This is a genomic window from Glutamicibacter nicotianae, assembly GCF_002797775.1.
GTDB classification, from domain to species: domain Bacteria; phylum Actinomycetota; class Actinomycetes; order Actinomycetales; family Micrococcaceae; genus Glutamicibacter; species Glutamicibacter nicotianae.
Genome location: NZ_PGEY01000001.1, coordinates 2,817,944 through 2,832,293 on the forward strand (window position 1 = coordinate 2,817,944; position 14,350 = coordinate 2,832,293).

13 protein-coding genes are annotated in these 14,350 nt (G+C 64.6%); 9 read left to right on the forward strand and 4 right to left on the reverse strand.

Annotated features, from left to right (window positions below; all coding sequences use genetic code 11):
* The first annotated feature begins 51 nt into the window (after positions 1-51).
* Together ATK23_RS13120 and ATK23_RS13125 are read left to right on the forward strand one after the other, a co-directional pair.
* Positions 52-1,707 (forward strand): AMP-binding protein, encoded by a 1,656-nt coding sequence (locus ATK23_RS13120; RefSeq protein WP_066143019.1) that lies wholly within the window; start codon positions 52-54, stop codon positions 1,705-1,707.
* On the forward strand, positions 1,700-2,380 hold the full coding sequence (locus ATK23_RS13125; RefSeq protein ID WP_066143016.1) for an enoyl-CoA hydratase/isomerase family protein: 681 nt from the start codon (positions 1,700-1,702) through the stop codon (positions 2,378-2,380). The genes ATK23_RS13120 and ATK23_RS13125 overlap by 8 nt, the downstream gene beginning before the upstream one ends.
* A gap of 206 nt (positions 2,381-2,586) precedes the next feature.
* Here the strand turns inward: ATK23_RS13125 and ATK23_RS13130 are convergent, their stop codons facing one another.
* Positions 2,587-4,143, reverse strand: a complete 1,557-nt coding sequence (locus tag ATK23_RS13130; protein WP_066143013.1) for an FAD-dependent oxidoreductase — start codon at positions 4,141-4,143, stop codon at positions 2,587-2,589.
* A 253-nt stretch (positions 4,144-4,396) separates the two neighbouring features.
* Here ATK23_RS13130 and ATK23_RS13135 point away from each other — a divergent pair, with 253 nt between their 5' ends.
* A complete protein-coding gene (locus ATK23_RS13135; protein ID WP_157066409.1) occupies positions 4,397-5,440 on the forward strand; it encodes a 3-ketosteroid-9-alpha-monooxygenase, oxygenase component in 1,044 nt (347 codons plus the stop codon).
* Positions 5,437-5,706 carry a hypothetical protein gene (locus ATK23_RS13140; protein ID WP_066143008.1) on the forward strand — a complete coding sequence of 90 codons (270 nt, stop codon included), beginning with the start codon at positions 5,437-5,439 and terminating at the stop codon, positions 5,704-5,706. The genes ATK23_RS13135 and ATK23_RS13140 overlap by 4 nt, the downstream gene beginning before the upstream one ends.
* Positions 5,707-5,782: 76 nt before the next feature.
* Here ATK23_RS13140 and ATK23_RS13145 read toward each other — a convergent pair whose 3' ends face one another.
* The gene (locus ATK23_RS13145; RefSeq protein WP_066143005.1) at positions 5,783-6,838 is read right to left on the reverse strand and encodes a ferredoxin--NADP reductase; all 1,056 of its coding nucleotides are present in this window, start codon (positions 6,836-6,838) and stop codon (positions 5,783-5,785) included.
* Positions 6,835-7,737 (reverse strand): alpha/beta fold hydrolase, encoded by a 903-nt coding sequence (locus ATK23_RS13150; protein ID WP_066143002.1) that lies wholly within the window; start codon positions 7,735-7,737, stop codon positions 6,835-6,837. Before ATK23_RS13150 ends, ATK23_RS13145 begins: the two co-directional genes overlap by 4 nt.
* A 233-nt stretch (positions 7,738-7,970) precedes the next feature.
* Here ATK23_RS13150 and ATK23_RS13155 point away from each other — a divergent pair, with 233 nt between their 5' ends.
* From ATK23_RS13155 to ATK23_RS13165, 3 genes are read left to right on the forward strand one after another with little or no spacing between them, the layout of a single operon-like run.
* The gene (locus tag ATK23_RS13155; RefSeq protein WP_066143000.1) at positions 7,971-9,155 is read left to right on the forward strand and encodes an acyl-CoA dehydrogenase family protein; all 1,185 of its coding nucleotides are present in this window, start codon (positions 7,971-7,973) and stop codon (positions 9,153-9,155) included.
* 30 nt (positions 9,156-9,185) lie between these two features.
* Positions 9,186-9,395 (forward strand): hypothetical protein, encoded by a 210-nt coding sequence (locus tag ATK23_RS13160; RefSeq protein WP_066142997.1) that lies wholly within the window; start codon positions 9,186-9,188, stop codon positions 9,393-9,395.
* A gap of 53 nt (positions 9,396-9,448) precedes the next feature.
* The gene (locus ATK23_RS13165; protein WP_066142994.1) at positions 9,449-10,378 is read left to right on the forward strand and encodes a VOC family protein; all 930 of its coding nucleotides are present in this window, start codon (positions 9,449-9,451) and stop codon (positions 10,376-10,378) included.
* Positions 10,379-10,471: 93 nt separating this feature from the next.
* On the opposite strand, the gene ATK23_RS13170 is transcribed toward ATK23_RS13165, so the two are convergent.
* The gene (locus ATK23_RS13170) at positions 10,472-12,259 is read right to left on the reverse strand and encodes a plasmid pRiA4b ORF-3 family protein (RefSeq protein ID WP_066142992.1); all 1,788 of its coding nucleotides are present in this window, start codon (positions 12,257-12,259) and stop codon (positions 10,472-10,474) included.
* A gap of 203 nt (positions 12,260-12,462) precedes the next feature.
* Here ATK23_RS13170 and ATK23_RS13175 point away from each other — a divergent pair, with 203 nt between their 5' ends.
* On the forward strand, positions 12,463-13,161 hold the full coding sequence (locus ATK23_RS13175; RefSeq protein ID WP_066142989.1) for a maleylpyruvate isomerase family mycothiol-dependent enzyme: 699 nt from the start codon (positions 12,463-12,465) through the stop codon (positions 13,159-13,161).
* 92 nt (positions 13,162-13,253) lie between these two features.
* Positions 13,254-14,309: a CobW family GTP-binding protein gene (locus tag ATK23_RS13180; protein ID WP_100339326.1), complete on the forward strand. Its 1,056-nt coding sequence runs from the start codon at positions 13,254-13,256 to the stop codon at positions 14,307-14,309.
* Positions 14,310-14,350 lie beyond the last annotated feature (41 nt).

Below are 14,350 nucleotides of genomic sequence, written 5' to 3' on the forward strand. Positions count from 1 at the left end.
GCGTCCCACCAGTTGGGGACGGTGCTGCGAAGAGACAAGGGAGCCACGAGCATGCAGAGCCATGATCAACCGCAAACCATCCCCGCTCTGGTGGCCTACGCCGCCGAGCATTTCACCGACAGGGAGGCTCTGGTCGACGGGCCGATGCGCCTGAGCTTCGCCGAGCTGGCCGAGCAGATCCATCAGGCCTCCGCGGCGCTCATCGCCAGCGGCGTGAAGCACGGTGACAAGGTAGCCATCTGGGCGCCGAACGGCGCGCGCTGGGTGATCGCAGCACTTGCGGCCACCAGCGTCGGCGCTGCCATGGTGCCACTGAACTCGCGCTTCCGCGGCATCGAAGCGCACCAGATCCTCTCCCGGGCCGAGGCCCGGGTCTTGTTCGTGGCCGAAGGCTTCCTGGGCACCTCCTACACCCGCCTGCTCGTAGACGGCGCCACACAGCTCGGCTACGCCGACGAGGCCCATCTGGTCCCGGGCCTGCCGAAACTGAAGACCTTGGTCGGCCTGCCTAGTGGGGCCTCCGGCACCCCGGCGGGCACCGCGGTGCTTCCGATGGAGGGATGGGACGAATTCCTGGCCGCCGGCAACGGCACCGATCCTGCTGTGGTCGCTGCTCGCTCCGCGCAAGTTTCTCCCGAAGACATCGCGGATCTCTTCTTCACCTCCGGCACCACCGGGCGCAGCAAGGGCGTCATCTCCGCCCACCGCCAGTCCCTGGGCGTCAGCTACGCCTGGGCCGACCACGCGCAGATCACCGAAGAAGACCGCTACCTGGTGGTCAGTCCGTTCTCGCACACCTTCGGCTACAAGGTCGGCATCCTGGTCTGCCTGGCCACCGGAGCAGCCATCTACCCCATGGCGACCTTCGACCTGGATGAAACCGTCCGCCTGCTGCGCGAGGAAAAGATCAGCGTCATCCCCGGCGCCCCGACCATCCACCAATCGATCCTCGACCACCCGAACTTCCCTGCCGCGGCGGAAACCAACTGGCGGCTGGCAGTGCTCGGCTCCGCCATGGTCCCGGACCGTCTCCTCGAACGCCTGCGCACCGAAGCCCAGGTCAAGCAGCTGACCACCGCATACGGGCTGAGCGAGGCAGTGGTGGTCACCATGTGCCGCGCGGGCGACAGCGCGCACACCGTCACCACCACCGCCGGCCGGCCCACCGCCAGCTTCGAGGTGCGCGTTGTGGACAGCAACGGAGACGATGTCCCTGCGGGCACCGCCGGGGAGGTGCTGGTCCGCGGAGAGAACGTCATGCTCGGTTACCTGGATGACCCGGAAGCTACCGCCAAGGCAGTTGACGCCGAGGGCTGGCTGCACACCGGGGATATGGGCAAGCTCAACGAAGAGGGCTATCTGAGCATTGTTGACCGGATCAAGGACATGTTCACCGTGGGCGGGTTCAACGTGTACCCGGCCGAAGTGGAGAACACCATCGGTTCGCTGGACGGCGTTTTTGCCTGCGCGGTGCTCCCCCGGCCCGATGACCGCATGGGCGAGGTAGCGCACGCGGTCGTCGAGGTGCTGCCTGGAACGCCGCTCACCGAGCAGGAAGTGATTGCCCACTGCCGCAAGTGGCTGGCCAACTACAAGGTGCCGCGCAGCGTGGAAATCACCCATGAGCTGCCGCGCAACGCGGCCGGCAAGATCCTCAAGCGCAACATCCGCCCGCTCGCGCCGGCCAAGGAAGGTGCCAATGCCTAATCTGGAATACATCGATGGCACCGCCATCCTGGACCTGGGTGGGAATGAGAACCGCCAAAGCACCAGCTGGCTGCGGGACATCGGCAACCTGCTCGATGAGGTGCTCGCTTCGCCGGCCACCTCGCTGGTGACCACCGGCACGGGCAAGTTCTACTCCAACGGCCTGGACGTGGCCGAGGCCGAGGGCCCGGTGGAACTCGACCCGGACTACGTGCGCCCGCTGCAGGCGTTGTACCGCAGGTTGCTCACGCTGCCCCTGCCCACCGCGGCTGCCATCAACGGCCATGCCTTCGGCGGCGGGGCGCTGCTGGCCATGGCCCACGACTATCGGGTGATGCGCACCGAGCGCGGCTTCTTCTGCTTCCCCGAGGTGAATATCGGCATCGCCTTCACCGCAGGGATGGCCTCCATGGTGCAGTCCAAGCTCAGCCCAGCGCAGGCGCGCGACGCCATGCTGACCGGGCGGCGCTTCGATGGCGACCAAGCGGCAGCCGCCGGCCTGGTGGACGACGCGGTTCCGGTGGAACAGCTCGTGGAACGCGCGGTGCAGCTGGTCACCGCCCACGTACCGGCGCACCCCCAAACACTGGGCGCCGTAAAGGACATCATGTACGCAGGGGCGGCGTCCGCATTGCAGCGGGAGCACCGGCCAACCGGAGCCTTGGTTAGCTGACAAGCACCAACGCCTGAACGCATCGCGAAGATGGCCGGAATCCGCAAGGATTCCGGCCATCTTCGCGTTGCGCCTGGGCAGTGGCTGCACTAGCTTGGCTCAGCACTTTGCCAGTGAGCTGGAAACCGGTACACCGAAGGCCGGGGCCGGCAGGACATCTGGTGTTCCTGCCGGCCCCGGCCTTCGTCATGCAAAGGTTCCGGAGGTTAGCCGACCTGGGCCTGTACCGGGGCCTTCAGGGTCTGGGCCGCACGGTAGGCGAAGACCATGCCCGAGCCCAGCGGGGTGCCCGGGCCGGGGTAGAACCCGCCGGAGAAGGACGCGCTGGTGTTGCCCACCGCGTACAGCCCCTCGACAGCGGAACCATCCTCACGCAGCACACGCGCATCCACGTCGGTGCGCAGCCCGCCCTTGGTGCCAAGGTCGCTCAGCACCATGCGGGCCGCATAGAACGGCGCCTGGTCAACCGGGATCAGGGTCGGGCCCGGACCATATTCAGGATCGGCGAAGAACTGATCATAAGGGTTCTCGCCGCGGTGGAAGTCCTCATCCACGCCGGTGACGGTGAAGCCGTTGAAACGCTCAATGCTGGCCTGCAGCGCATCGGCTGGCAGGCCGGTGGCCGCCGCCAGCTCTTCGAGGGTATCGGCCTTGACCCAGGTGCCGGCATCCAGGTGCTCCTGCGGGGTGGTGTTGAACGGGCGCATGATGCCCGGCAGCTCGCCGCCGAAACGCGAATCGAAAATGAACCAGGACGGGATGCGTTCCGGCGCGGCCGCCAGCACCCGGCCCATCTGGTCGTAGGGCAGGCACTCGTTGGCGAAGCGCTGGCCGTTGGCATCCAGCCACACGCCGCCACGGAAGCCCAGTGCGAATGCCGCGTTGCCCTTGGGCTGCGCTGCTCCCGGGCACCACCAGGCCTGGTGCAGCTGCTCAACGACGCCGCCGGCCTTCTGGCCGGCACGGATGGCGGTGCCGGTGTTCGCTCCGGCAGGGGCCATGGTCCAGCCGGAATTGCCCGGGGTGCCGTTCAGGGTACGCCGGTCCTGGTTGGCCTCGAAGCCGCCAGCACCCAGGATGACGCCCTCGGTGGCGCGAATCCGGCGGGTGCCCTCGGCATTCTTCACGATGGCGCCGGTCACCCGGCCATCTTCGGAAACGACATCCACCAGCTCGGTCTCCAGCTGGATGGTGCCGTTGCCGGTGTTGGTCAGCGCCAGCAGCAGCCGGCCGATCAGCGCCTGGCCTGCGGTCAGCGGGCCGTCCGGGTGCGGCTGGTTGTAGCGGTCGTACTCGACCAGCGGACGCACCAGGTCGGCCAGTTCGCCGATGTCCTCGCGTGGCAGATCCACCGGCATCATGGAGCGCCCCAGCGGCTTGCTCTCATGGGCGTTGAAGTAGTCGGGGAATGCAGTCCAGTAGAACTCGATGGCAGGATCCGACTCGAAGAATTCCACCAGTTCCGGGGCGGTGTCCACGAATGCCTCGCGGCGTTCGACCTCGTGATCGCCCATGACCGCCTGCAGGTACGCCTTGGCGGACTCTCCGGAGTCCTCGACCTCGGCACGCTGCTGCACCTGGGTGCCCGGCAGCCAGCAGGAGGCGCCGGAGTAGGCCGAAGCGCCGCCCAGAAGGTTGGTCTTCTCCACGAGCAGGGTCTTCAGGCCGCGCCGTGCCGCGGTGTAGGCGCCAGCCAGGGCCGCAGCGCCCGAGCCGATGACTACAACCTCGTATTCATCGTCCCAAACTTGATTGCCGGACATAGTTTCTCCTTCGTCATCGCACAGGGTGTGAGCGCTACCCAATCAGAGACGGCACGCTGGCCGGACGCTGCATCCCACCCAGTAGGACAATTCGGGACAAACCCGATTCAACGATTTTTGTGACATCCCGCACACCGGGATTCCCCGTTTCCAGAACCGGAAAATATGGCTAGATATAGATTTAAGTCTTCTCCGGAGCAGGTGCTGCGGAGAGGCGTCTCTGAGTCCGTTTTGGCGAAAGGATGGGATGCACATGGTTCAAGCAAATCCGGAGCCATTTTGGGATGAACAGCCCCAGGCTGTTCCCGCGCGCTACGCGCGCGGTTGGCATTGCCTTGGCCTGTCCCGCAGATTCCGTGACGGCAGCACCCGCAGCCTGAGCGCCTTCGGCTCCCGGTTGGCGGTGCAAGCCAATGGCCAGGACCAGCTAACGGTCCGGATGGAGGCCGGCACGGTCGAGCAGGAGCTTCCCAGCCTTGAGCAGGACGGCCTGCTCTATGCCTGGCATGACCCGCAAGGCGCTGAGCCTGCGCAGAACCTGGTCATCCCCCGCCTGCGCGGCGGCACCGGTCCGGATGACGGCGAAGATCTTGAATTCTCGGCGTGGGAATGGAAGGAAACCACCCTCTCCGCCGGCACCGGCCAGGTCATGGAGCACCTGGTGCATCTGGCCGATTCACCCCATGTCACCCGTAGCGAGCAGCTGTACTTCAAGAATGTTTTCGAAGGGCAGCTTGCCACCCAGTACTTCGAAGGCCCACTGCACTACAGCTACCAGTTGCAGGATCCAGCGGATGATGCCCCGGCAATCGAACTAGCCGACTCGGTGGCCAGCTACTACGGCCCGGCGGTGATGATCGCGCAGCTGGACTACGTACTGGAAGACCGCACCCTGGATGCAGTAGTGCTCACCGCGCACTACCCCATCGACGCAAAGCGCCTGGTGCTGATGACCGGCGTCATGGTCCGCACCGGGCATCCACCGGCACCCGAGCTGCAAACCGCGGCCTGCGGCCACGCCGCGCAGATCCTGCGTTCGATCACCGGGGCAGTGCGCGCGCAGCTGGATGACGCCGCCGCTACCGAGCGCCAGGACGAGCCTGCGGACAGCCACCCGGTCGCCGCGCTGCGCCGCTGGTACTCGCAGTTCTTCGTGGATACGCAGGACATCACTCCTGGGATGACCGAGCGGTACGAATACGAAGTGGACACCACCATGCCGATGGACCTGTGGACCAGGTCCTCGGCCCGCACCCTGATCCTCCGCCGACCCAATGGAAAGCAGCTAGCATCATGACAGCACGTGCCCAGGGCGACAACGCCGCCATGCAGCAGGTGAGCTGCACCGAGTGCCTGGCCAAGGTCCAGGTCCGCAAGACCGCATGGGAGCAGACCAGCATCCAGTGGACCGGCGAAGCCCTGGACTTGTGCCGGGAGCGGCCGGCATGCCCGTCAGGAAGCCTGCCGCGCGACCAGTTCGTAGGGTGCGAGACCCTGCGTGCGGCGCTGCGTGATGCAACTGCCCGGGGCAGCCTCGAGCTTGCAGAACCTGCCGCCCGATAGCTGCTGCCGCCAGCTCGCCAATTAACTGCCCAGACATCGGATGCCCCGCCTTGCGGCGGGGCATCCGGTGTCTTTTCTAGCCTTCGTAGGTGATCTTCACCTTCGGGGTCAGTGCCTTGGCCTGGCAGGCCAAGACCAGTCCTTCCTCCAGGTCTTCTTTTTCGAGCACCTCATTGCGCTCCATCTCCACTTCGCCTTCCAGCACAATGCAGGTGCAAGCGCTGCAGGCGCCCTCGCGGCAGGAGAACGGTGCGTCGAGTCCCGCGTTGAGCAGGACGTCCAGCAGCTTGTTGCCGGCAGGCCAGGCAATGCTGCTTGTTTCTCCGTCCAGTTCCACCTCGACCTCGGCGGTTTCGCCGTCGGCGTCCTGGACGAGCGCTTCGACCGGAGCGAACGGGTCGGCATCCAGCGACACGAAACGCTCTATGTGCACCCGGCTCGGCTCGGCGCCCAGGTTCTGCAGCACGGTTTCAATGCAGTCCATGAAGGGGCCAGGTCCGCAGATGAACGCTTCGCGCTGAGCGTAGGGCTTGGCCAGGGCGGTCATCGAAGCGAGGTCAGGGATCCCCTGGACGCTTTCCAGCCAGTGGATCACGGTCAGGCGGCCCGGGTAGGCTTTGGCCAGCGCCACCAGTTCGTCCTTGAAGATCACGTTCTGCTCGTCGCGGTTTGCGTACACCAGGGTGATCGAACCGGTGCCGGAGATCAGCGCTGACTTCAGGATGGACATCACCGGGGTCACGCCGCTGCCGCCAGCAAACAGCAGGAAGTCGGCATCCAGGTCCGAAGGCACAAAGGTGCCGGCGGGCTTGAGCACCTCGATCTCATGCCCGGCTTCCACGTTGTCGCAGATCCAGTTCGAGGCGTACCCGTCGCGGGTGCGCTTGATCGTCACCTTGAGCTTTTCGTCCTGCTCCGGGGAGCTGCACAGCGAGTAGCAGCGCGCCGCATCATGGTCGCGGTCGCTGGGGATGCGCAGGGTCAGGAACTGGCCGGGACGGTAGCTGAAGCTCTCGGCATGCTCCGCCGGCGGTTCGAGCACCAGGGTGTGCGCGTCGGCGGTTTCCTTGATGACTTCGACAACTCGGGCGTGCAGCGCGGTAATCCGCGGGGTGCTGACGGTGCTGGTCATGACGCATCCTCCTCGCGATTCAGGAATTCAACGACAACGCTCTCGAAGGCCTGCTTCTGCTCGATCATGGCCCAGTGCCCGCACTTCGGGAACACATGCAGTTCAACGTCCGGGATGGTGCGCATCGGGATCAGCGAGGCGTCCATCGGGGTGACGCGGTCATCGCGGCCCCACAGGATCAGGGTCTTGGCCTTGACCTTGTGCAGCATCGCCCAGGCCGGCGGCTGGTCGGAATCGGCTTGCGCTGCGATCTGCGCCTTCATGGCCGCAGAGCTGTACATTCGGCGCGCGCTTTCCAGGGTCTTCGGCTCGGTGGCCAGCGCCCAGCGCTTCTCGATCAGTTCCTCGGTGACGGTGTCCTCGTCGTACACCATGGAGCGCAGCCACTGGACCAGGCGTTCGCGGGTCGGGTCTTCGGTGAAGGCTATCAGCAGGTTGATGCCTTCGGCGGGGAACGGCGCGAAGGCGTTCAAGCCCAGGCCGCCGATGGTGACCAGCCGGCGCACGCGCTCGGGGTGGCCCATGGAGAACATCGTGCCGACCATGCCGCCCATCGAGTTGCCGATGATGTCGACCTGCTCCAGGCCCAGCCCGTCCAGCAGGTCGATGACCGCTTGGCTGGCTGCCGGCATGGGGTGCTGGTCCGTCGGGTCGCTGACGCCGAAGCCGGGGAATTCAATCACGTAGCAGTGGAAGTGCTCGGCGAAGGCCGGCAGCACGTCGCCGAAGTTCTGCCATCCGCTGACGCCGGGCCCCGACCCATGCAGGAACACCAGGGGGCGGCCCTGGCCGGCCTCCCAGTAGCGCAGCGTTCCCTGCTCGGTGGGCAGTTCGCGCAGGACTGCATCGACGCCGGAAGCAGGCGATCCGCCCGGCGCGTTGCGAAGTTCCGTAGTCATCTGATTCGCTCCTCGATCTGCGGATTGAAAGTGGTCTTTGGTGAACCCTATGGCGCTTGCACAGCCTGGATCAGTGCGGATCCCGTTGACCGGGATGCCGGATTTCACGCCCAAACCACGCTGTGAAAACAACAATCCCAGTAGCTGAGACATAGGTCACATCACGGCTGCTCTTTGCCTAGATTCGTGCCAGCAGCAAAGTTTTATGAGCTTGATTAGGAAGCGAGAATTCCATGACGATTACCTCAGTGAGCGATGTCCTCACCACCCGTGCTAATGAGCTGCGTGCGCTGGCTTCCGTCAATGAAGATTTGGGGAAGCTCAGCGACGAAACCGTGAGGATCATGCGCGAATCCGGAGTCATGAAGCTGCTGGCACCGGTCGAGTATGGCGGGACCCGCGCCCACCCGGCCGAATTCGCAGAAACCGTCATGAAGCTCGCAAGTCTGGATGGCTCGGCTGGCTGGGTGGCAGGCGTGGTCGGCGTGCACCCGTGGGAACTGGAACTCATGTCCCCCAAACTCCAGGAAGAGATCTGGGGCGAAAGCAACGAAGTCTGGATTTCCTCTCCCTACGCACCGATGGGCACCGCGACCCCGGTGGAAGGCGGCTACCGCTTCACCGGCCACTGGCAGTTCTCCACCGGCACCGACCACTCCGACTGGGTCATCCTGGGTGCATTCCTGGGCGACTCCGAGGGCAAGCCGGTGCAGCCTCCGCGCTTCCTGCACGTGGTCGTTCCACGCAAGGACTACACCATCGTCGAGGACTCCTGGGAGGTTGTCGGACTGAAGGGCACCGGCAGCAAGGATGTCATCATCGATGACGTCTTCGTTCCCGAGTACCGCGCCATCGACCAGGCCGAGCTGTTCGCGGGGGACGTGGCGCGCAAGGCCGGGAAGAACGAACCCATCCACCGTCTGCCGTTCTACAGCATCTTCCCCGTCGGGTTGACCTCCGCAGTCATCGGAATGGCCGAAGGCGCACTGCAGGCCCACCTGGACTACCAGCGCGAGCGGGTGCAGATCAACGGCTTCAAATCGGTCGAGGATCCGTACACCATGTACACCGTCAGCGAGGCCGCCGGCGAAATCAGCGCTTCCCGCGACACCTTGCTGGCCAGCATCAACCGCCTCTACGACACGGTGGCGGCCGGCGGAGAAATCAGCCTGGAGCAGCGCGCCGTTGCCCGCCGCACCCAGATCCAAGCCGCCTGGCGTGCAACTAATGCCATCGACATGATCCTGTCCCGCTCAGGCGGCAACGGATTGCGCCTGCACAACCCGGTCCAGCGTTTCTGGCGAGACGCCCACATGGGTCTGGCCCACGCCATCCACGTTCCGGGTCCGAGCTACCATGCGGCCATCATGACCGAAGTCGGCGTCGAACCACCAGCAAATCTCGCCGCCGCCGTCTAGGAAACGGCCGCGGAACTGAAAGGAAAGCCCATGGCAGGAGCAACAGATTGGACGCAGCTTGCCGGCAAGCGGGTGGAGCTGCGCAAGGACGGCCAACTAGTCCGCACCGGTTTCGTCAAGGATGTCCTTGCCACCGCCGATGTCCTCTGGCTGGAAGCCGAACGCTTCCGGCAGCGCACCCTGGTCGACAAGAGCATGGGCTACACCATCCGTCCGCTGCAGGATTCTTCGCTGAACTAGCGCACTGGCACCGAACTGCAATTCACCGATACACAACGAACGAGGGGAACATCATGACTCACATCCGTGGACTTGGATATCTGAAGGTCCAGACCCAGCACATCGCCCGCTGGCGCGAATTGACCGTCGAGGGGTTGGGCCTGGCTGAAACTGTCGGCCCGAACCCTGACGGCCTGTACCTGCGCATGGACGAGCGCGAAGCACGCCTGATCGTGCTCCCGGGCGATGTCGACCAGGTGGTTGCGGTGGGCTGGGAAGTCCGCGACCAGTACGCCCTGGCCGCGGTGGCCAAGGACGTCGAGGCCGCAGGCATCCCGGTGACCTGGCTGAGCGAAGAGGAAAACGACGAGCGCGGCCTGGAACAGGTCATCGCGTTCACCGATCCAGCCGGCCACCCGGTGGAGATCTTCTTCGGACCGCGCATGGACCACTCCCCGCTGATCACCGGCTACGCGCAGAAGTTCGTCACCGGCGCACAGGGTATGGGCCACGTGGTGCTGCCAACCACCAGGATGGAGGAAACCACGTCCTTCTACACCGAAGTGCTCGGCTTCCTGCCGCGCGGCGCGGTCCGCCTGGGCCCGCAGCGCCCGGCCACCCGCTTCCGCTTCTTCGGCTGCAACCAGCGCCACCACTCGCTGGCCATGGGCCCGGCCCCGCACGGCGAAGCTCCGGGCCTGGTGCACCTGATGATGGAGGTCGAGGATCTGGACACCGTGGGCCGCGCCTACGACAAGGTGCGCCAGATGGATTTCAACATCACCGCATCGCTGGGCCGCCACACCAACGACCACATGGTCTCCTTCTACGTCCGCGCACCGGGCGGCTGGGACATCGAGTACGGCACCGACGGCATGCTCGTGGACGAGAACTACTACACGGCAGAGGAGATCACCGAGGAAAGCTACTGGGGCCACTCCCATGAGGGCGCCGAGCCGCTGGCCGCCTTCGAAGTGCCGTCCGAGTCCGGCGCTGTCAGCTAGTTCCCGGAAGAATCACTCACTCGCATCACGCAAACCGCCCTGCTCGATTCACGCATGAATCAAGCAGGGCGGTTTTGCGTGCCGCGGCATTTCCTAGAACTCGAGCTCCAGGTGGGCGTTGATGTCTTCCTTGCTGAAATACGCCGGATCGACTTCGTCTTCCTCGTCGCCGCCGAAGCCGGAGAGCCACTCTTTGACTTCCTCGTATTCCGGGTCCGTCGGGTCTTCGAGAATTTCCAGCTTGGCTTCCCAGCCGCCGACCCCGCCGCTGTCCTCCAACGGGGCCATGCGCCGGCCTCCGGTGCAGCGCGGCAGCTGGCCATCATCAGCATCCAGGACCTTCTCGACGTCAATGCGGATTTCCCAGCCGTCACCGAAGTCGTACATGTAATCCAAGCGGTCTTTTTCCTTCTTCAGCAACGAAGAAACCAGTGTTTCCGCTTCATTCTTCTCGTAGTCCATGTCGTCAATCTCCGGACCATATGAGGTTCCGCCGAAACCGCCGGCATAGAAGATGTGCAGGTGCCCGTCGTACCAGTCGAAGCTCGCCTGGATGATGTCATGCAGGTCGCCGAGGTTCAGATCCATGGGCACCAGCACACGACGCCAGATCGGCGGTTTGGCCTCCTTGAGGGTCAGCTTCAGCTGCAGCACCTTGCCGGTGTAGGGCTCCTCGCGCTTCAGGCGTTTCGGCTCGTCGCTCTCCGGTCCGAACAACGCGTCGAGCTCCGCATCGTCGAATTCATCTCCGTCATCGAGCAGGTCATTCTCAACGTCGGTAATCGCAAGCCGGACAATCGCGGGCACAGAGTAGGTTTCGCCCTCTTCGAGCAAGCCCAGCGACACCAGTTCGCGCAGGCGCACGTGCGCAGTTTCCCAGACCTCCGGCGAGAACTGGTCATCGCGCGGGGCGTCCACGCGATGCGGGGTGCCATCGATTCCCGCGACGATCCAGAAGGCGGCCAGCCCCCAGGCCTGGATGCTGGCTTCGTCCATGCTTTCAGGCTTGTCCATGAACAAATCCATGCAGGCCTGGATGAAGTAGAAGTTCGCTTCGAAGGCGTCGGCATCCTCATGCTGCATGATGTCTTCGTGCATCAGACCGCGTTCAGGCTTGCCCTTGTCGGGCAACTTGATGGCATTGACTGATTCCAGCGCTGTGAGCACTACCCCCAACACCACGGGCCGGCGCGATTCATCGACGCCCGCAGGCATGTAATCGGCGAGCGCCGCTGCGGCAGTTTCCAAGAATTCGCCGACCGGCATGCTGCCCCACAGCTTCTTGCCTTCGACAAGGACCCAAGGCAAGGCAGCACGGGCCAGCTTGCTGATCGGCATGGCCACAATCTCTGCCAGTGCGGCTGCCGACGCTTCGTCGGATGCCATGATCTCGTCAATTGCGTCATTGCCGGCGGCATCGGCATCCTCGCCGAACGGATCGTGGGCTTCCAGTGCCTCCAGGAACCACTCCAGGCTTTCGTCTTCGCGCTTCCACAGGCCGGTATCGCGCAGGAACTCTGCGTAGTCCGACCAAGCCATGAAGATCATGGTTCCCAGTCCGCTGGCAGCAGCTTCGGGATCTTCGGCTTCTTCGAATTCAAGCATCGAGCTGAGCACTGCAAGCAGTTTTGGCGGGTCGAAATCGGTCACCTTGTCCAGGCCGACAACTTCGGCGTAGATGCCCAAGGTTTCACGCACCGTGGCAAGGAGCATCATCGTCATTTCGGGATCATCCCGGTATTTGGCGGCCCACTGCACGAACTGCCCGGTGAGCGCGTCCAGGCCTCGCCCGACCTTCACGCGGTCCATGGAGACGACGCCCGCTTGCAGGCGTGCCGGATGCCCCTGCTTGGGCTTCTGCTTCTTCTTTTTCTTCGCCATTGGACTGCTTTCCTGGTCGTTTGCCTTTACTCCCAAGGCTACGTGGCTGCCGGTTGCTGGAGAAGGATGCCGGACGCGTGTTTTTCCAGATCAGACTTGCCCGAGCAGCTGGTGCCCAAACAGTGCGCATATGAATCGAGTCGCATTCAGTATCCATGTCGTAACCAGTGCTGCTTCAGCGCCCGCGTTGGTAGGGTGACTTCATGATCAACACTGCCCGCCTGCACTCGGACGTGTCACGACTCAGCCGCGAAACCGCGATGATGTCGGCCACGATCGAGACCCTGTCCACCGAAAAAATGGCTGCCGCCTCGCTGTGCGAAGGCTGGAGCCGTGCGCATGTCATCGCGCACCTGGTCTCCAACGGCCGGAGCCTGGTCAAGCTCATCGATTGGGCCACCAGCGGAGAACCGCAGGAACTCTACGCCTCGCGCGCGGCCCGCGATGCGGAGATCAACGAGCTGGCAGCCCTGCCGCGCGAGGAACTGGTCAAGAAGTTCCAGGACGCGGCCGCCTACTTCGCCGAGCAGTGCGAACGGCTCAGCGGCGATTTGGCCGTCGAAGAGGTGGACCTGCACGGAAAGATCATTCCGGCGACCTCCATCGTGGCGCTGCGCATCGCCGAGGTGGTCATCCACCACCACGATCTGGATACTGCCTGGACCATCGAGGAAGCCGACCCGGATTCCCAGGAGAACGCCGTCGAAGCCGCCGTGCGGACCATGCGCGTGAAGAACGCACCGGGCATGACGCTGGTGACCGAGGAAGGCGACGAATGGGTCATCGGCGATGGCGCGTTGAAGGTGCGCTCGGACCGCGAAGGCCTGATCGAATGGCTGGCCCGCGGCCAGGCCCGGCATATCGAGGCCGACGGACCGATCCCGGAACTGCCCGCCTGGTAGCCTCCTGCTGGCAGGCGTGTCAGCACTCGGCAACGGTTGGCCGAACAAGGAGAATGGACTCGGCCTGCTTGTCGATGCGAAAGGAGCCGGCATTGATCCCTGTCATCGTGCTCACCGGATATCTGGGGGCAGGCAAGACCAGCCTGCTCAACCGCTTGCTGACCCGCCCGGGCACCCGGGTAGGGGTCATCATCAATGACATCGGCAAGGTCAACGTGGATACCGGGCTGATCACCGGCCAGATCGATGCGGCCGAATCCATTGCCGGCGGCTGCGTCTGCTGCCTGTCCGACAGCAGCGGCCTGGATGAGCTGCTGGAAAAGCTGGGCCAGCCGAAGCTGCGCCTGGATGCCATCATCGTGGAGGCCAGCGGCGCCGCCGACCCGATCAACGTGGACCGGCTGCTGCGCTTCGGCAAGGCCCACGGGGTGCGCTTCGGCGGCATCATCGACGTGATCGACGCGGTGGAGCATGAGCACACCGTGGATACCGCGGCCATGGCACCGGCACGATTCAACGCGACCAGCATGGTGGTGGTCAACAAGCTGGACCGCATTGCCCCGGAGCACCGCGACGCAGTCCTGGACAGAATCAGCGGAAGGATCCGGGACGTCAACCCGCACGTGGCCATCATCCCGGCCTCGCACGCCGCCATAGACCCTGAGCTGGTATTCGACATCGCCTTGGACGAAGACCCGATCGACGAGCTGCCGTTGGCAGCCGCCTCCCGCCCGCACCACGTCCACGAGCATGCTCCGCACGCCAACGCGGTAACGGTGCGCTGCCTAGAGCCGGCAGACCCGGGAGCCGTACTGGATCTGCTGGAGAACCCGCCGGCCGCGGCCTACCGGCTCAAGGGACACGTGAAGCTGCGCACCGCTGACGGCACGCAACGCTTCCTGGTCAACATGGTGGGCCGGCAGATCCATTTCGCGCAAGCCACTCCCCACAGCGACCCGGCCGATGACGCGCTGGTCGCCGTGGGCATGGGACTGGATGAGACGGTGGTCGGCGAAGCGCTGGCGGCTGCCTTGGAACCAGCCCGCGAAGATCCTTCCCCGAGGAATCTCACCCGGTTGGAACGGCGGCTGATCTTGAGCAGCGATGCAGCAGATGCCGCGGACGAGCCTGCTGCTGAAGGGTTCTAGCTGGTGCGTAGCTGAAGCTTCGGCAGTTGCCGAGGCATCAA